The organism is Flavobacterium sp. F52, assembly GCF_000278705.1.
Taxonomy (GTDB): domain Bacteria; phylum Bacteroidota; class Bacteroidia; order Flavobacteriales; family Flavobacteriaceae; genus Flavobacterium; species Flavobacterium anhuiense.
In genome coordinates this window covers 324802-346025 of the sequence record NZ_AKZQ01000025.1, presented here as the reverse complement: position 1 = coordinate 346025, position 21224 = coordinate 324802, and the positions used below count along the sequence as shown (strand labels likewise).

Below are 21224 nucleotides of genomic sequence, written 5' to 3'. Positions count from 1 at the left end.
GAGTGTAAGGATTTAAGTTCGTTTAAATAGAATAAAACAAGAAACCCATCGTAAAGATGGGTTTCTTGTTTTTAGTTATATATGATTTTCTTTGTGACTACACTGTTATTTTCTAGAATCACTTTTACTAATAAAACTTGATTGCCAGAATATAAGTTTTTAATCTCTAATTCTTTTGTGTCAACTTTAGTTTTATTATAAAGCATTTGACCTCCGATATTATAAATCTGTACTTCTTGAATGTTTTCAGCTCCGCTACTTATATTTACTACTTTTGATTTTACAGCAACTAAAACTCCATCTTTAGCATTTTCAAAATCATCACTGCCTAAGGTTTTGTTTGTATAGCGAAGGACAAAACGGTTTAAGTAAGTTCCTACACTCGCTTTGAAAGTGTAATTTGAAGTTCTCAAGTTGGTTATTGTGCCTGTTATTTTATCTTCTAGATAAACAGGCTGAGTTGTAAAAAATCCGTCAGCATGATCTATTGAAATGGTAAGATCACCTACAAAGGTGCTTTTATAGCCTAGAGGAACAGTGTCTGTATCATCAAAAGGTAAAGCACGACCTTGAATAGTCAGTTTTTTAGTTTCGTTTACACTAAAGAAATCAACATAAGAATTACTTCCCATGGTAACGGCATCATAATTGTGATCTAAACTATTGGTTGCCCCAGTTGCATATCCAATTAACATTTGTTTGAATGCATTGTCATTATTAGACAAATTCAGCCATAAACGATTTTTTTCTATTTGACTGGTTTTTGAAGTCGTTTTAAAGAATGATGTATTTTTTGCTTTGACTCTCTGTGTGTTTGTAAAAACAACAGAACTTACTTTTGGCTGGATAAAGAAACCTTGTCCAGTACCAATATAGCCGCTTGGCACATTCCCTTTTGGAGATGCTTTTGTTTCCCCCATCAAAGAAAAAACAGCATAATCTGAACTACTATATCTGTAGGTATTGGTTCCTTCTATTTTTTTAGGAGGAGTGTTATGTGACCAGAAATACAATGCCCCAACATCGCCATTTTGATTAATAAACTCTTCTGCATCGAGAGAAGATGGATAAGGGTTTCCTATGAAATTCCATTTGCCAGCAACAAGCAATACCGTAATATCTCCGTTGTTTGGGGTTCCAATAAATTTTGCGGTAAAATCTGCTGGAGAATCAATATCATATGTTTGTGGAGCTCTTATGCTATATCCTTTGCCGGGTTCCATTGGTAATACTCCATTAGGGCTAACTTCCCATTTTCCAGCCGTAGCATTCCAAGAAGAATATTTGTCGTATAAGGTCTGTGGCGACAAACTGTTCATTGTGTAGCTCTTATTGTTTACAGGCACTGACCAGTATGTAATGTCATAACGCGAAACATTGATTGTTCTTTGAGCTTCGAAAGTTTTAGAGCTTCCTGTAAACATGTCTTTACTTGTAGAAGTCTGAAGTAATGACCCACCATCTAAAATTAGCAGTTTTCCTTCTCCAAGTACATTTATATTTTCATCAATAGTTAATGTAACATCTTTTTTAACCGTTAGGGTAACTCCATCGTTAATTGTGCAAGAGCAGACATTAAGGTCAGAGTTTAATTCTGTATTTGCATTTATTACTACAGAGCTGCCATTCGGAATAGTTCCTGTGCCATTATAAACAACGTTAGTTTTTGTGAAATTGATACCAAGATTAGCATCGCCACCATCTTCTCTTAAACGAATTTCTACTCTAGAATTACTGTTTAAAGCGTAAAGTTGACCATTATTAATTAAAAATGAATTATTGCTCCAGCCATCTTGAGAATAAATTAAAGCATCATCAATATAAATCTCAATTGCATCATCATGATTCACATGTTGCAATTGATATAATCCGCAATCAAAACCTTTACGTTTAAAAACGACTGTAAAATTATCATCTGGAATTTGAGCACCCTGCCAGTTTGTTGCAGAAGAAGGTGATTTATCTCTTGTCCAATAAGCAGTTGAAAAAGGACTTAAGTTCGGGTCAACATAATAACCAGCATATCTTACATTGCTCAATGTTATATCATTGTTGACATATCCATAAACATTCCAAACTTTGTCGCCATATAAAGTTGGATCTCCTTTTGGTAAGCCATAATAGAAAGAAGCTCTTGATGCTCCACCGTCTTCATAATACTCTAGAACAAATTCGTGATCACCAGCATTTAAATTAAATGTAAAGTAATCCATTGTAAAGCCGTGACCGTTCCATCTCGTAAAAACTTGCGTTCCATCGATGTAAAGTCTTATTCCATCATCACTCCCAAGGTTAAAGCTATACAAACCAGCTTCAGTTATGGTTGCACGCATTTTGTAGCGAACAAAAAATCTATCAGAAGGAGCAGCATCACATGCAAAATCTGTAGTAGCACCAGAAATAGCGCCGTTGCCATTATTTCTGTCAAAGTTTTTGCCTTCAGTTACTGTCCCAATGTAAGTGGCAATGCCATTATTGGGCAAAGCAGGATAAGAAACACTTGGCGGCATTGCTGCATTATCTGTTATTTTATAAACATAACCATTCCATACGTTCGATCCAAAATTAGTTTGATCTCCAGTTGGAGTACATGGAGGAGCAGTAACGTTAACAGTTGCCGTTGTAGTTGAATAATTTGTTCCATTCGAGATAGTATATTCAAAAGTTGTAGTTCCAACGAAACCGGCTGTTGGCGTGAAAGTTACATTTGTTGTGCCGTTCACAGCAACAGATCCTCCAGTTGCAGGTTGTGTCGCTGTAATCGATGCTAATGGAGTATAGTTTTCATCATTTGCTAAAATAGGAATAGCAATAGCACTAGCTGAATTTGTCGAAGCAGTATCAGGATTTGCAGTTATTAAATTTGAAGGTTCAACTACACCGGCAAGAGTTGGTCCAAGTTCTCCGCCATAATCATGTTTTATTTTAAAATACCCATTATATAAATTTTGAACAGCATACGGATATATTCTGATGTAAAATGTCTGATTCGTATTGCTTGAAACAGTTGTTCCTTTTGGAAAATTTAAAGTAACTGGAGTATCGGCGCCTTTTACTGCTGTTGTTGGCCCTAAAAGAACTGTTCCTCCTCCAGGAAAAGTGGGGTCAGTTGAATAATGTACCTCAAACATCGAAGCACCTTCAGATCCTGTTGGAGAATTATATGTAAAACTAAATTGAGTTAGTGTTAATTTATAATTCGTTTTAGGAGTTATACTCATTTGAACGTATCTGTTCAGGGTTAATGTTGTGGAACCACCATTTTGTAATCCGCTAATGTTAAAATAGTTCGGATTACTATTGGTAACAAAAGTAAAACCAGTTCCAGTAATGTCATTTCCAATAATATTAGGGTCAGTTACAACCGCTTTAGGTTGAGCTAATGCTCCATTCCAAATAATTAATTTTGGAGAAAGATCTGTTACATATACAACTACTGTAGCTGTAGAAGTTCTAGTTCCATTTGTTAGAGTATAAGTAAATGTTGATGTGCCTTTAAAATTTGTCGCAGGAATAAATGTAAAAATGTTTCCATTTCTGCTAACCGTTCCTTCAGCTGGTGATGGCTGAATAAAAGTTATAGTTGAACCCGCTGTATTAGTGTCATTTGTTAATGGATTAAATGAAATAGCACGTTTTTCTTGTGTGGTCACAAGATCGTCATTTGCATTTAAAACGGTTGGATCGTAAGCAGAAACTGTTCCAGTAATAGTTGGCACAGTGTTACCTGTTTCTGTAGCAGTATTGTAGTTGACTAAAAATAAAGGCGAGTTATTGTCTTTGTTCGATTGTAATTTGTAAACGTAAATGCGAAGCGTTAATTTTTCTCCAGCGTAAAGAGTTATTTTAGATAAATTTATGGATTTATTTACTTTACCAGTTTGTGTTGCTTCGTCAAGTAATAGAGTACTTGTAGCAAAATTATCTTTAGAATATCTTACTTGATACTTTTGAACATATAAATTTCTGTCTCCATTATAGGTAAAGTTGAACGCTCCAAGTTTTATTTTGTATCCAGTTTTTGCTGATATGGCAACTTGAAAATATTTATTTTCGTCTATACTGAAAGAAGTTGGCCAAGGTCTTCCTCTAAAACCTTCCCATTGTAAAGGGTCTAGCGTGATTCCGCTTCCGCCACTTAGGTTATCACCAGAAACGGCATTGGTGTATGCGGCCACAACATTAGGCACTACACTGCCCGATGGATTATCCCATTTGACTAAGTTAACTTGAGAAATTCCCCAAAAGGGCAATAAAAACAAAAGTAAAAGTAAAGTTTTTTTCATGTTAAATGTTTTCTATCAATTTGTTATGCTGGCATAGGACTTTCGAACCGCGGCAAAGATAGATACATCTACGTGCTGGAAATTGTTAGGGTTTTGAGAACCCCCATATAATCGATGAATTGATAAAATAGTCGATGAACTGCATTAAAAATTTTAATGTTCGATAAGTATTCTTATAAAATGCCGAAAAATATTATAAGAATAATCGCAAGAAATGAAGTTTTTTAAGACTGTTTTTTAAGTTTTTGGACTGAAAAACGTCTAATTTGCTATAAATTGTGCAAAAACGGAATATTTTATAACCAAAAGTTATTTGGTTTGTCTAGGTAATTTTTTGGTAAAAATCGAAATGATTTTTGGAAAAGATGAAAAGGCACTTTTTATGGCAAAAAGAAATTTAGTTTTCTTCTAGTTCTTTAACTTTTTCGTACACAAGATTACTTTCATAACCTCTTCGCAACATATAGTCGCAGAATTTTTTGCGTTTTTTGAGGTTGTTGTTTTCTGAAATACTATTCCAGCATCTTTCTGCTAAATTTTCGAAAGTTTCAAAATATTCTTCGGCTGAAATTTCTTTCAAAGCCAAGGTAATATTTGTTGAGGAAATATTTCTCGCTTTAAGTTCGTTGGTGATTCTAATTTTTCCCCAATTTTTGATCCTATGTTTCCCTCTTGCGAAACTGCAAGCAAAACGAGTTTCGTTTAGAAAATTCCCTTCAATTAGCTGTACGACAATACTGTCAATCTCATCGCGAGTCATTTTTAGGCTGTATAACTTATCAACTACTTCATCATGACAACGTTCTTGGTAAGCACAAAAATGCTCTAACTTTTGTAAAGCTTCTTTGATGGTAAAAGTGCTGTTCGTCGGCTTTTTCATGCGTTTTAACGTTTAAATTGAGTAATGTTGAATTAGTTATAAATTAATTCTGAAATTTGTTAATATTTTATAAAAAGAAATAAATTATAACCTTGTGTATTAGGCTAATTTAAATATTTTTGCACGGAATTTTAACATTTTGAATTCCGGCCTAAAATACCAGAATTTAACATTTTAGGGTTCAGTTAGTTACCAAAAAGAACATTGTTCTTCTGGAAGAAATGCCATTTTTGCTTTAAAGCAAACCAAAAACAAATTTAAAACAAATACCTACTGTTATATGATGAGAAAATTACTTTACTCGTTTTTATTTTTCATTTTTTTACACTCTCTTGGCTTTGGACAAACTAGAACATGGACAGGTAATTCAAATTCGAATTGGAACAATTCATTAAATTGGACACCAAATTCTGTGCCTACAAGTACAGACGATGTTATAATTCCTAATGGAACCCCAGATGTTTCGGTAAATACTAATGCATTTTGCAAATCCCTTACAATTAATGGTGGTAACTCGAGTGATACTGTTTTAATTAGTGGAACTAACTCTTTAACTGTATCAAATACGATTACGATTGGAGCTGGAACAACAGCTGGAGGTTATAAAATTTTAAACGTCGGAAATGGAAGTTTATCATGTGCTGGAATAACCATGTCAAGCACTAGTAATACAAACAGAAACTCTTCACTTAGAATAAGTAATGGAACAGTAACTGTTAGTGGAAGTGTTACTTTAAATACAAATAACGAAGTGTTATTTTCTGGGACAGGAATTTTATACATTGGTGGAACAATGACTGGTGGAATTTTAACGGCACCATCTGGAACAGTAAATTACAATACTAATGGTTCGCAAAACATAGGAGGCCCATATACTTATAATAATCTAACATTATCAAACGGAGGTACAAAAACTCTAACCGCGGCTACTGTTGCAAATGGGGCAATTACTTTAAACGACAATAGTAGTTTAAATATGTCCACGTATTTATTAACTCTTAATGGGAATTTAGTTAATAATGGATCTGGAACAATAACAGGAACAACTGGAGGTGTGACTATATCTGGAGGAAATACACAAAATATTGCCGGTTTTACAACTTCAGGAACAGTTTTAATGAATAAGACAGGAGGAACAGTGGCAACATTTACAGGAAATGTAAATGGAGGAAATTTGACAATATCAGGATCTACAACTGCAACTGCCTTAAATTTAGGTTCAAATTTGGTACATACTTTTACAGGAAATTGGACTAGAACAAGTGGTGCACTAAATGGAGGATCCAGCACATTAAAAATTGGAGGAGATGTATCTGGTACTGGTGGAACTTTTACTGCAAATACAAGTACTGTCGAATTTAATAGATCAGGTGCCCAAAATTTAGGATCAGGCAATCTTACATATTATAATTTAATTTTGTCGGGTTCTGGATTAAAAACTTTTGGAGCTGCAACCACTGTTAGTAATCTTTGGTCCATTGCAACTGGTGTACAAGCAGCATTAGGTTCTTACGTGCATTCTGCCGCAATTTTAACTTTGGGAGGGGCTGGGCCATTGACTGCGTCATGGGGTAGTACTTCTTCAAATCCAAGTGCTAATAATACAAATGATACATTTTTTGCTACTGGCTCAGGTAATACAGGAAGAATAAATATTACGCAAACTCCACCAGGATCAGCCATTGATAATAATTACGCATCGTATTCTGTTAGTAATGGGATGTCTGGAGACATAGCCGGAACTTCTGGTGAGTATGCAAATCCACCAACAAACTCATTGCCAGGTTCGTTAACTCTTACAGCACCAGCCGGGACAGTATTTATTAATGTTAAATTCGCGAGCTATGGAAGTCCAGGAGGTACAAGTCCTAACTTTACAATTGGATCTTGTCACGCTTTTAATAGCCGTACAGTAACTACTACTTTATTAGGAAATACTACAGCTACAATTCCTTCATCGGGAAATACCTTCAACAGTACTTTTGGAGATCCTTGTTATGGAATTGTAAAATCATATAATGTCGTGGCAACTTATTCTACTCCAATATGCGCTGGAACGAATCCTGGTACTATAACTGGTTCAACTCCTACTGGAGGTAACGGACCTTATTCTTATTTATGGGAAGTAAGTACTACTAGTGCTACGAGCGGTTATTCTGTTGCGCCTGGGGTTAGTAACGGAAAAGATTATGATATTCCTGCAGGAATAACAGTTGCAACTTGGTATAGAAGAACTGTTACATCAGGAATTTATTCTGATGCGACTATTGTTGTAATTCCTGTAAATATACCTGGTCAACTCTCTGCACCAACTTCTGCGAGTGCAAGTTCGAATTCAGTTTGTGCAGGCACAGCAGTTACATTGACTGTAACAGGAGGAACAAGTGGTACTAATAAAGGGGGATATGCAGAATGGACTTCAGGAACTTGTAATGGACCTGTAGTAGGAAGATCGACTTTATTAAACGGCTCTATCACCATAACCCCAATTGCAGATACTAACTATTTTGTTAAATATAAAAATGCATGTGGGGAGACTACTTGTAATGTTACTGCAGTTACAGTAACAAACCCAACTTCAATTACATTAGATTCTGCAACAAGTACCAGAACAATTTGTTCACCTTCAAGCGCAACAAATTTATCACTTGGTTATATGGCAACAAAAGGAGCGCCGACAAGTTATAGTATAGTATGGAGTACAGCAGCAATTAGCGCTGGATTTTCAAATAGAACAGATATCGCTTTTACAGCTGCAGCAAGCAATGGACCTGGAACGATTTCTAATGCATTTAATGTGCCTGCAAATGTTGCAGCAGGAACTTATACTGCTACACTTACAGTAAAAACTGGATCTTGTGTAAGTTTTGGAAATGCTATTACAATAACTATAAATCCGAGACCAACAGCTACTATTAGTGGTACAACAACTATTTGTAGTGGTGCAAATACACCAATCGCAGTTAGTTTTACTGGCACGGCACCGTGGAACTTTTCGTATAGTTATGGAGGAACGTCTGGAACTTTCTCAACCAGTTCAAATCCATATATCGTAAATGTAAATCCAACGAATTCTACGACTTATTCTATTACAGCTTTAAGTGATGGCACAGGTTGCAATGCAATTGCGGGTGATATTACAGGGACTGCTACTATAACAGTAAATACGGCACCATCTATAACCACACAGCCGTCAGCTCAAGCTATCTGTTTAGGAAGCAACACCACATTTGGAGTTGTTGCATCGGGAACTGGATTGACATACAAGTGGCAGGTTAGTACAAATGGTGGAGTTAGTTTTAGTGATTTATCAGATAGCGGAGTTTATTCTAATACAACTACTGCAACAATGAGCATAACAGGAGCTACAGCAGGTATGAATAATTATCGATACCAAGTTGTAATTACTGGAACGTGTGCTCCAGCAGTTACCTCAAATGCTGTTGTTCTAACGGTAAATACAGCACCGTCTATAACAACCCAGCCTTCAGCTCAAGCTATCTGTTCAGGAAGCAACACCACATTTGGAGTTGCTGCATCAGGATCAGGATTGACATACAAGTGGCAGGTTAGCACTAACGGTGGAGTTAGTTTTAGTGATTTATCAGATAGCGGAGTTTATTCTAATACAACTACTGCAACAATGAGCATAACAGGAGCTACAGCAGGGATGAATAATTATAGATACCGTGCTGTTGTCAATGGCACATGCAGCCCTTTAGCTACTTCAAATGCAGTTGTTCTTACTGTAAACCCAATCCCTACAACTCCATCAATCACCAAAAACACTGATGTGTCTTGTGGTAGTTTTGGAAGCATAACGCTGACAGGTTTGTCAGGAAATTGGACAATTAACCAAACAGGAGGCATGGGGCCAAGGTCATTTAATGGGACAAGTGCTACACATCCGATTCAAGATCTTACAGCGGGAACACATTACTTTACTGTTACAAATAATGCAACAGGTTGTACTTCAAACATAGCAAGTATTACTATTAATGATGTTACTATTGATACAGAATGGGACGGTTCAGGATGGACAAATGGTACTCCAGACGGAAATAAAAGAGTTACGATTTCTAGTATTGGATCAATACAGCCGTTTAGCGCTCTTGCTCAAACAAACATAGATGCTTGTTCTTTAATTATTACTGCCGGAGCTGATGTAACTGTTCCATCAGGAGTAACTTTGAACATTACAAATGCTATAACAAGTAATGGTAAATTGGTATTTGAAAGTGGTTCAAGTTTATTACAAGGTAAAGATGCAGTAAATACGGGTGATATTATTTATAAAAGAGCAGTTAACCTTAGCCGTTATGATGTGGTTTATTGGTCGACACCACTTACAAAAAATGGTTTTACAATGCATGATCTTTCTCCAAATACGTTGTACGATAAATATTTTTATTGGAATGCGCGAGATGGTAAATGGGTATATAACACTAATGGTACAGAGCCTATGAAAAGAGGAGAAGGTTATAACATTAGAGCTCCACAAAATCACGATATTGTAAGTCCATCTTTATTTACAGGAGTATTCACGGGAGTGCCAAACAATGGAGATATCAATGTTACGGTAGAGCTAAATAAGTGGAATTTCTTGGGTAACCCTTATCCTTCTGCGATTGATGCTGACGAACTAATTTTAGATACCAATAAAGATGTATTAGGTTCATTGTATTTCTGGACGCATAGTCAGGCTCCGCAAATTATTCCAGGAACTAATACTTATAGATATATTAGTTCAGATTATCTTGTTTATAATGGAGTAGGATCTACACGAGTAAATAATCCTTCTAGTCCATCAGACGAATTTAAAGGTTATATTGCGGCAGGACAAGGTTTCTTTGCAAAGCCAACTGTATCACAAATAAAGTTTAATAATGATCTTCGTAGAGGTAGCTCGGAAAATACACAATTTTATAAAACGGCTAAAACTAAGAAAATTGAAAAAAATCGTCTTTGGCTGAATGCAGCAAATTCGCAAGGCGCTTTCAAGCAAATGTTAATTGGCTATGTTGAAGGAGCCACAAATGCTATTGATGTAAGTTATGATGCGGTTACTATGGGAAGCAACTCTTATGTTGATTTATATAGTATTAATGATAGTAAAAAACTGACTATTCAAGGTCGTGCGCTTCCTTTTGATAATACAGAAGTAATTCCTTTAGGGTTTAAATGTGGTATTGATGCAACAGGAGATCGTACTTTTACCATTTCTATTGACCATGCAGACGGATTCTTTAATACTCAGGAAGTCTATTTAGAAGATAAAGAATTAGGTGTTATAAAAGATTTACGTAAAGAGAATTATACTTTTACAAGTGGAACTGGAACTTACTCAAATCGTTTTGTTCTTCGTTATACCAATAAAACTTTAGGAACAGGTGAATTTGAAAATCTTGAGAATACAGTTTTAGTTTCAGTTAAAGACAAAGCGATAAATATTACTTCATCTAAAGAAATAATAAAAGGAGTAAATGTTTACAACATTGGTGTGGAGTTATTATATAGTAATAGCAAGGTGAATGCTTCACAATTACAAATTAAAAACTTGCATTCTAGTGATCAAGTGCTATTGGTAAAAATAACTCTAGAAAACGGACACACTTTTAGTAAGAAAGTTATTTTTTCTAATCTGTAAATAATAAAACCAAAATAATTAGAAGCCCATTCCTTTTAAGGAATGGGCTTTTTTATGTGCAAAAATATCCCTAAATCTTGGTATTGTACATCTTATGATAGTCTTGTAATTTTAGCCTAATTCTTACAATATTAACTTTAATTGCATAGTTTTGATTAGAACTTTATTCTATTGCCTAATCTTCTTTTTATTATTACCCTTTTCAGGCATTCTCGCACAGCAGGGAAAAGTTGACCATTCATTTAATGTATTTGATGACGGACAGTATGGAGATGGTTTCGATGGGACTGTCCGAACTCTTCTTTTACAAAGGGATGGCAATTTAATTGTTGGTGGAGATTACCTGAGTTTGAATGGATCTCCCGTTTCTTATCTTACTCGTTTAAATCCCAACGGTTCAATCAACGAAAGTTTTAATACAGGAACGGGTTTTAATGGCAAAATCTATGCTTCCTATTTGCAGTCAGATGGTAAAATTATTTTGGGAGGAAGTTTCACATCTTACAACGGAATTAGTGCTGGAAGACTGATTCGCTTAAACTCTGACGGATCTTATGATCCCACTTTTAATACTTCGATAGGAGCGACAACAGGAATTGTTTATGATATAGCGATGCAGTCCGATGGGAAAATAATAATTGTTGGAAGTTTTACAAAATATGCAAATAGTACAGTAAATCGAGTGGCTCGTTTGTTTCCCAACGGAACACTTGATTCTTCTCTTTTGACTGGCTCTGGCTCAACATTAAATATAACTCATGTTAAGATTACAACTGATGAAAGAATAATTCTTACTGGAAATTTTATCACATTTAATGGAACTCCAGCAAACAGAATTGTACGTTTAAATAGTAACGGAAGTTTCGATTCCACTTTTAATTGCGGGACTGGCTTCAACGATGATGTTAATGCGATTGCATTGCAAACGGATGGTAAAATGGTTATAGGAGGCAATTTTACCGTTTTTAACGATATTGTGGCCAATCGTTTTATTCGTTTGAATGCTGACGGAACAAAAGATGAAAGTTTTCAAGTTGGCTTAGGTTTCAGCAAAGAAGGAGTTCAGACAATTAAAATTGATTCGAATGGAGATTTAATGATAGGAGGCTCTTTTACTGGCTTTTATAATGGCTCCGAAGTTAATAGAGTAGTTTTTCTTAATTCAGACGGAACCTTAAAAACTAATTTTGATATTGGTTCAGGACCAGCCTCCGCTTCTGTTTTAAGCTTAGAGTGCGATGAAGAAGGTTCTTGGTTTATAGGAGGCTCTTTTTCTGTTTTTAACGGACAAAATCAAGGTAGATTAGCTAAAATTAATAGTGATGGAGAACACGATATTGCATATTTGTCTTCAGGTATTGGCTTCGATAATTCTGTCTTGAACATTTTGCCACTTCCAAATCAGAAAATAATCGTTGGGGGTAATTTTAATAAATTTAACAGAACAGCGGTTTCAAAGATAACTTGCCTTTTAGAAGATGGTTCTATCGATACCTCTTTTAATACAGGAAAAACTGGAGCAAACTACTTGGTAAAAACAACAGTATTGCAAGCTGATGGGAAAATAGTGATTGGTGGTAATTTCACAAAATACAACGATATACTCAGTAATAGGATTATTAGAATTTTATCAGATGGAGAAGCTGATAATTCACTTAACATTGGAGAAGGTTTTAATGGACAGGTATACGCACTTGCTGTTCAGACTGACCAAAAAATTATCGTTGCAGGAGCATTTACCAAATACAATGGATCGACTTTAAACAATAGTCGTGTTGTGAGACTTCTTCCAGATGGAACAAAAGATAATAATTTTAATATTGGCTTGGGAGCCGATGGAACTATTGAAGCAATAGTAGTACAATCCGATGGAAAAATTCTTTTAGGCGGGCACTTTAAGACATTTAATGCCCAGCCTTTTTCGGGTATAGTTCGTTTAAATCCTGACGGAAGTATTGACTCCAGTTTTAATATTCGAAACGGATTTGATAAATATGTCTATGCAATGGCACTCCAATCAGATCAAAAGATTATTGTTGGCGGTTCTTTTTTAACCTTTGATGGGATTTCTCAAAAGAGAATAGTTAGGTTAAATACCGATGGAAGTCTTGATGTGACGTTTGAATCTGGAACAGGTTTTAGTAAAGGAGATATTCGTTCTATTTTAGTTCAACCAGATGACCGGATTTTGATTGGAGGTACTTTTTCAGGAACATATAAAAATGTGGCATCTTCCAGACTTATTAGATTAATGCCTTCAGGCGTTATCGATAATTCCTTTACTGCGACTCTAAATAATACTCTTTTTGATATGAAATTTACGGAGGATTATAAATTGCTTGTTGGAGGTAATTTTAATTCTGTTTCTGGTATTTCTAAGCATAGAATTGCACGTTTAAAACTTTGCGTAAATACCACAGTTTGGAATGGAATATCATGGTCAAATGGTTCTCCTTCAGCAGGAAAAGATGTATATTTTAAAGAAAATTTCCCACAATTAAAAACCACCTCGGTTTGTGGTTGCAATATTGATGAAGGTAAAATAGTAACGTTACTAGAGAAAAATACTCTTTCCGTAGAATTTGCATATGCTGGCTCTGGAACTTTGGTTATAGAAGATACTGCAAGTTTGTACCAGTCAGATGATGATATATTAAATACAGGAATAATTCATTTAAAAAGAAAAACATCGCCTGTAATCCGTTATGATATTACGTATTGGTCGTCGCCTGTCGATAATCAAAAAATGAATGACTTTTCGCCAAATACTCTTTGGGATAAATACTGTTGGTACGATCCTATTTCTCGTTGGGTTATAAACTATAACGGAACGATGACCATGATTCCTGCGCAAGGTTATAGTATTAGGGCTCCGCAGAATTATTCAATTACAGATAGAACAGTTTTTGAAGGTATTTTTAAAGGAATTCCAAATAACGGAAAGATTAATGCTGAAGTAAGGATGACGAATGGCTATTACTTAATTGGAAATCCATATCCATCCGCTATAAGCGCTGATCTTTTTATAAAAACCAATTCCTCAAAAATACAAGGAGCACTTTATTTTTGGACGCATGGTACGCCACCTGTAAATGGTAAATACTCTGGAAACGATTATGTTGTATATAATCTTTTAGGGGGTGTTGGAATAACTTCTACGCTAAATTCAAGTAGCTACACCGTTACACCAGATGGAATCATAGCTTCGGCACAAGGTTTTTTTATAAAGAGTAGTTCGGAAGGCTCTATAGAATTTAATAACAGCATGAGAGTTAAAGCTCGCAATAGCGCTTTTTTAAAGCCTGCGAACTCTGGAGCTATTGCAGAAGCTGAAAAGCTTCGATTCTGGCTAAATCTTTATAATAGCGATGGTGCATTTAAGCAGATTTTAGTAGGCTATGCTAAAGAAGCTTCTAATTCTTTAGATTATTATGATGCAGAATCTTTCGGTTCGAGTCAAGCAATTGATCTCTATAGCGTTTTAGAAAGCAAAAAACTGATAATTCAAGGAAAGGCTCTTCCATTTTTAGAGGATGATTCAATTAAGTTGGGGTATAGATCGGATGTAAAAACTACTTTAAATTTTGAAATTGATCATCAGGATATATTATTTAATGAAATTGATATTTTTTTAGTGGATAAGGCCATAAATAAATTTCATAACCTTTCTGAAGGACCATATCAATTTGATTCTGAAGCAGGAACTTTTAACGATCGTTTTTCAATAGTTTATGCTAATAAGACTTTATCAAACAAAACATCTGAAGACAACTTTACAGACGTTTTAATATCGGTTAAAAGCCATAATATAAATATTGACTCTTTTAAAGATAATTTGAAAGAGGTTATAATATTTGATGTTTCAGGGAATCAATTATATAGAAAAGATAAGCTCGAAACTAAAAACCTAAATATCCTAAATTTGTTCTCTTCTCATCAGGTTTTACTAATAAAAGTCATTTTTGATAATGGTCAATCAACCTCAAAAAAGGTCATTTTTTAATAAATCACATAAATATTTGTCAAGTAAATATGTGTCTGTAAATCAGTTGATTGAATTTGTTATACTGTAAAATTAACAGTTTTTTCCTATTTTTTTTATTTTTCTATGTCAAAGTGTTAAAATTATGGGTTTAGTATTACAATGTTAATTTCAATGTAAATAAAATCGTACCTTGTAGTTGTGTTTGATCGATTAAATGCATTTTAATTCGATTAAATACTTTTCTACAAGCCCTTCAATTAAATTTTTTTTTCAAAAAACCACAGTTTAACATACTGTTTTGTATTTGCCTTAAAGTTGATTGTAAAATTGGAGTATTTCTTTGATTCTATATCAAAAACTTAGTCTTGTTGATGTAATTGCAAAGCATAATCTTCTCGATTTTCCAATTAATCGTCTTTGAGTTTGAATTTGTTTTTCAATTACTAAAATGCCACAAGATGAAAAAAGATTTACTTTCTACGCTGAGTTCTTTCAGTTTTTTTACATTAGATTATCTTCACAAAAAATTAAAGTTTCTTCCAATTTTAATTCTAGCAATTCTTTATAGCTCTTTTTTAGAAGCACAAACCAGAACCCATACATTTACCGCAAGCGGTACTTTACTTCTTCCTGCGGGTATGGATGTTGTTACCGTTGAAGCATGGGGTGCCGGAGGTGCTGGAGGTGGCGCACAGGTTACACCGCTAGTAGGACGAAGTGGCGGTGGTGGTGGCGGTGGTGCATACGCAAGAGGAACTCTCAATACAACAACGGTATCAAGTTTAAATGTTGTCGTTGGAGCAACTGCTACAGGAGGGGCTGGTAATGGTGCTGCTGGAGGGTCAACCTATATAAATGGATTTACAGCTTTTTTAAATGCTCCTGGAGGGCAGGGAGGAAATGGGAATACGACTACGACTTCTACTCCAACTGGTGGAAATGGTGGTGTTGGAGCCATTGGAAATCTAGCAACAGCAGTTGGAGCAAATGGGACAGCAGGATCTAGTGCAGCATTAGGCGCACTTCTTTCTTCTGGTGGTGGCGGAAATGCTGGTGGTTATGGTACAGTCACTGGAGCTGGTGCTGGAGGAGCGGCTTTTAATTCTGTGATATTATCAGATCGTGTAGGAAATGATGGTACACCCAATGGAGGTGGAGGTGGAGGAGGAATGAGTTCTAATAACCCAGCTAATGGAGGAAGCGGTGCAAGAGGGCAAGCGACGATAACTTATACCTGTAAAACATATAGTTTCACTGGAATATCGGCTCCAAATATTTGTACAGGAACCACTACGCAGGTACAGCTAACAAGTACAGCGGCAAGTCTGCCAACTGGTACTTATACCGTAACTTATAATGTAAGCCGACCAAATAATGTAGGACAAACAGCAACGATGACTGTGACAACTGCAGGATCTGGAAGTTTTACTGCTGCAGGGTTGATTGGTATAGGAAATAGTACTATTACAGTTACTTCTTTAGCTTCAGCAGACTGTACATCATCTATAAGTGGAAGTAATGCTGTGAATATAATAGTTAGTGCTCCACCAACAATAACCTTAGGATCAGCTGTTGCAGTATGTGCCAGTGTCAGTGCGCAAAATACAACATTACCCTATACAGCAACTACTAACTCACCAACAAATTATAGTATTACTTGGAACGCAAGCCCTACAAATAGTTTCTTGCCAGTTACGAATGCGACTTTACCAGCAAGTCCAATAACTATTGCTGTTCCTGCAGGAACTGCTGCGGGAACATATACAGGATCATTAATAGTTAATAATGGAACTTGCGTATCAACCGCAACTAATTTTACAGTAACGGTAAATGCAATACCAACGATTACATTAGGAGCGACCACAGCGGTATGTACAAGTTCAAGCGCACAGAATACTCCATTGCCTTATACTGCGACAACAAATTCGCCAACTACATACAGTATTACTTGGGATGCCAGTCCAACGAATACTTTTGCAGCAGTTACAAATGCATCTCTGCCTGCAAGCCCGATTAGCATTGCAATACCAGCTAATACAGCTGCTGGAACATATACCGGGACATTAACGGTAAGAAATGCAAATGGATGTGTATCGACAGCAAGTAATTTTACGGTTACAGTAAGCGGACCCCCAACTATTACATTAACCGGGACAACGCCAGTCTGTTTTAATGCATCAGCCCAAACGGCCAATCTGAATTATACTGCGACAACAAACTCTCCCAATACGTATAGCATCACTTGGAATGCCAGTCCAACGAATAGTTTTGCAGCAGTTACAAATGCTACGTTAACCGCTAGTCCAATCAGTATTGCGGTTCCTGCCGGAACTGCTGCTGGAACATATACGGGAACTATTATTGTGAAAAATGCAACAGGATGTACTTCTTCGGGAACTAATTTTACAGTCACCGTAAATCCATTGCCGACAATATCATTAAGCGCCACTACGGCAGTATGTATAAGTTCGAGCGCACAGAGTACAACATTGCCTTATACGGCAGTTACAAATGCACCAACTAATTATAGCATTACTTGGAATGCGAGTCCAACAAATACTTTTACAGCAGTTTCAAATGCATCTCTTCCAGCAAGTCCAATCAATATTCCCATACCTGCCAATACAGCAGCAGGAACGTATACAGGAACATTAACGGTAAGCAATGCAAACGGGTGCGTATCGACGGCAACTAATTTTACAGTAACGGTAAACGCATTGCCAACGATTACATTAGGAGCAACCACAGCGGTATGTACAAGTTCAAGCGCACAGAATACTCCATTGCCTTATACAGCGGTTACGAATTCGCCGACAAATTACAGCATCACTTGGAATGCGAGCCCAACTAATACTTTTGCGCCAGTTACAAATGCAAGCTTGCCAACAAGCCCAATTAACATTCCAATACCTGCAAACACAGCGCCAGGGACATATACGGGAACAATAACGGTAAGTAATACAAATGGATGCATATCAACGGCAACCAATTTTACCGTTATCGTCAATCCATTGCCAGCAATAACATTGGGTGCCACGAGCGCGGTATGTGCAAGTTCCAATCCACAGAGTACAACACTGCCATACAGTGCTTCCACAAACTCGCCAACAAATTACAGCATCACTTGGAATGCCAGTCCGACAAATACTTTTGCATCAGTTACAAATGCAAGCTTGCCTGCAGGTCCTATTACGATTCCAATACCTGCCAATACAGCAGCAGGAATTTATACTGGGACATTAACGGTAAGCAATGCAAATGGGTGTGTGTCTACAGCAGCTAATTTTACGGTTACTGTAAACGCGGTGCCAACTATCACACTTGGCACAGTAACACCGGTTTGCTTCAATGCTTCAGATCAAACGGCAAACTTGAGTTATACCGCGACAACAAATTCACCAACGAATTATAGCATCACTTGGAATGCCAGTCCGACAAACAGTTTCTTAGCAGTTACAAATGCGACGTTAACAACTAGTCCGATTAGTATTGCTGTTCCTGCTGGAACTGCCGCAGGAACTTATACAGGAACATTAACGGTAAGCAATGCGAGTGGATGCGTATCAACGGCGAATAATTTTACAGTTACTGTGAATCCTTTGCCAACTATAACATTAGGAGCTACTGCATCAGTATGTGAAAGTTCAGTTACACAGAGTACGGCATTGCCGTATATAGCAGTTACGAATTCGCCAACAACTTACAGCATCACTTGGAATGCCAGTCCAACAAATAGTTTTGCGACAGTTACTGATGAAGCTTTAACAGCGAGTCCAATTACTATTGCAATTCCAGCTGGAACAGCTCCTGGAACTTATACAGGAACGTTAACCGTAATGAATGCAAATGGCTGTTTGTCTGTAGATAATGTTTTTACAGTAACTATCAATGAGGTTCCAACAATTACAACATCTGGAAATTTGATTTCAATTTGTCAAGATGCATCTGCACAAATTGCTTCTTTACCTTATTCTGCTACAACCGGTTCGCCAATAAACTATTCTATAGATTGGGTAACATTAAATGATCAAGCAACGACCACTTTTTCTTTTAATTCAGGAGGAGGAAATATTGATAATATTAATGTTCCAGCTGGAACAGCTGCAGGAACTTATACTGGTGTAATGACAATTTCCGCATCAAATGGATGTTTGACAACACAAGCAATTTCTTTGACCATTAATACGCTTCCAACCATTAGTACAGCAGGGGCCTTTGCTTCGGTTTGTCAAAGCCCGTCAGAGCAGACGACTACATTAGCTTATAATGCTACAACTGGATCTCCAACTAGTTATGCGATTGACTGGATTACTTTAACAGACCAAGGTGCTACACCATTTCCTTTTAGTTCGGGATCAGGAAATATTATAAATGTAAATGTACCAGCAAATACTGCATCAGGAACTTATAATGGTATCATGACTATTAAGACTTCGACTGGTTGCGAAGCCACTCAAAATGTTTCTTTGACGGTAAATGCGGTTGCAGCGGCACCAACAGCATCTGTTACTCAATTGCCAACCTGTTTAAATAATACAGGTGTCATTACAGTCACTTCACCAGCATCTGGAACAGGATACATATATAGTATAGATGGAGTAGATTTTAGTAATACTTCTGGAATATTTGCTGGACTATCTTCTGGGGTTTATAATGTGCAGGTTAGAAACAGTGCAACGGGATGCGAATCAGAAGCAACGCCAATCATGATAAATGCTTTTGTGACTAAAGCGTGGAATGGAAGTGTTGATGCTAATTGGGGAAATCCAGCAAACTGGACACCAGCAGGCGTTCCTATTGCTTCTGATTGTGTAGATATTCCAGACGTAGGAGTTGATCCAATTATTTCGGGAACTAATGCCAGCTTTTTTGTCAGCAGATTAACGGTTCAGAACAATGGATCTCTTATTGTGCAGGGTACAAATACAATCACTGTAACAAATGAAGTTAGTGTACTTGGTAATGGAATTTTAACTTTTGAAAACAATTCAAGTTTAGTTCAAATTTCAGATGTACCTAATACTGGAAATATTACCTATAAAAGAAATACAACACCTGTAAGACGTTACGATGTTACATATTGGTCTTCGCCTGTAACCCGTGACCCAGTATTCACATTACATGATTTATCACCTAATACACTCTATGATAAATTTCAAAAATGGAATCCATCAGGTAGTTGGATCACAATTTATAATGGAACTGAAGAAATGATAAGGGGTTACGGTTATAGTATTCGTGCGCCTCAGCCATATGATATAAATTCCTCACAGATTTTTGGAGGAGAATTTATAGGAGTTCCAAATAATGGAACAATTTTGGGGCCTCCATCCATTGCTGAAAAATTTGTTTTTTTAGGAAATCCATATCCTTCAGCAATTTATGCAGATCAGTTTATTCATGATAATGCAGAAAGGCTTTATGGAACACTTTACTTTTGGACGCATAATAGTCCTCCAACTAAAATTCCAGGTACCAATACTTATACATACAATGGAAGTGATTATGCCTATTATAATTTGTCTGGAAGTACTGAAACAGGTAATATGGAAGGAACTGGAGCATCATCTCCAGGAAATCAAGTTGCTCCAGCTGGATACATTGCTGCAGGACAGGGTTTTTTTGCTAAATCCATAACAGGACAGAATGCTGTATATACAAATTCTATGAGGGTGCCAAGTCGTAACAGTCAGTTCTATAAATCTTCAGCTACTACTGTAATAGAAAAACACCGTATCTGGCTGAATTTAACAAATACAGAAGGAGTATTTAAGCAGTTGCTTATTGGATATGTAACAGGCGCCACGAACTTTTGGGATAATAATTATGACGCGTTAACTATGAGTGCCAATCCTTATGCTGATTTTTATAGCATTAATGAAGGGAAAAAATTGGTTATTCAAGGAAGAGCGTTGCCTTTTGTTGTGAGCGATACAATTCCTTTAGGGTATAAGTCTACTATTCCAGAAGGTAATTTTACAATTGCTATAGATCATACAGATGGGAATTTAAGTAATCAGAATATTTATCTGCAAGACAATGTAACAAATACGATTCATAATCTTAAAACAGGAGGTTATACGTTTAGGTCAGCGCCGGGAACTTTTCTGAATCGTTTTGTTTTACGTTATACAAATAGTGATGATGATAAATCACTTGGAAATGAGGATTTTGAAAATCAAAACCAAAAAATTGTTGTTTCTGTTAAGGATAAAAACATCAAACTGCAATCTATTTCTGAACAGGAAAATCTTCAAGAAGTCTCTATTTATGATGTAGGCGGTAAATTGTTATATCATAAAAAGGAAATTGGAAATAAAGATTGGATTATAAATAATTTTCAATCAGGACCGCAAATTCTATTGGTTAAGATAACTTTAGAAAATGGAAAAACAGCGTCAAGAAAAATAGTATTCAGATAAATAA

The 21224-nt window shown here is 36.2% G+C and carries 5 protein-coding genes; 3 read left to right on the top strand and 2 right to left on the bottom strand.

From position 1 onward, the window contains the following. Positions 1–71: 71 nt before the first annotated feature. Positions 72–4286, bottom strand: coding sequence for an Ig-like domain-containing protein (locus FF52_RS23170; RefSeq protein WP_008465457.1), 4215 nt, complete (start codon positions 4284–4286; stop codon positions 72–74). A gap of 397 nt (positions 4287–4683) precedes the next feature. Then, positions 4684–5166, bottom strand: coding sequence for a regulatory protein RecX (locus FF52_RS11060; RefSeq protein ID WP_008465456.1), 483 nt, complete (start codon positions 5164–5166; stop codon positions 4684–4686). 280 nt (positions 5167–5446) lie between these two features. On the opposite strand from FF52_RS11060, the gene FF52_RS23165 reads away from it, so the two are divergent. From FF52_RS23165 to FF52_RS23160, 3 genes are all read left to right on the top strand, one after another. After that, the gene (locus FF52_RS23165) at positions 5447–10813 is read left to right on the top strand and encodes a T9SS sorting signal type C domain-containing protein (RefSeq protein ID WP_008465455.1); all 5367 of its coding nucleotides are present in this window, start codon (positions 5447–5449) and stop codon (positions 10811–10813) included. Positions 10814–10964: 151 nt separating this feature from the next. After that, positions 10965–14816 (top strand): T9SS sorting signal type C domain-containing protein, encoded by a 3852-nt coding sequence (locus FF52_RS11050; protein WP_008465454.1) that lies wholly within the window; start codon positions 10965–10967, stop codon positions 14814–14816. Positions 14817–15256: 440 nt separating this feature from the next. Further along, the gene (locus tag FF52_RS23160; protein ID WP_008465453.1) at positions 15257–21220 is read left to right on the top strand and encodes a T9SS sorting signal type C domain-containing protein; all 5964 of its coding nucleotides are present in this window, start codon (positions 15257–15259) and stop codon (positions 21218–21220) included. Positions 21221–21224: the final 4 nt, after the last annotated feature.

Coding starts and splice junctions, on each gene's coding strand:
- FF52_RS23170 (WP_008465457.1), bottom strand. CDS start 4,286: ATGAAAAAAACTTTACTTTTACTTTTGTTTTTATTGCCCTTTTGGGGA.
- FF52_RS11060 (WP_008465456.1), bottom strand. CDS start 5,166: ATGAAAAAGCCGACGAACAGCACTTTTACCATCAAAGAAGCTTTACAA.
- FF52_RS23165 (WP_008465455.1), top strand. CDS start 5,447: ATGATGAGAAAATTACTTTACTCGTTTTTATTTTTCATTTTTTTACAC.
- FF52_RS23160 (WP_008465453.1), top strand. CDS start 15,257: ATGAAAAAAGATTTACTTTCTACGCTGAGTTCTTTCAGTTTTTTTACA.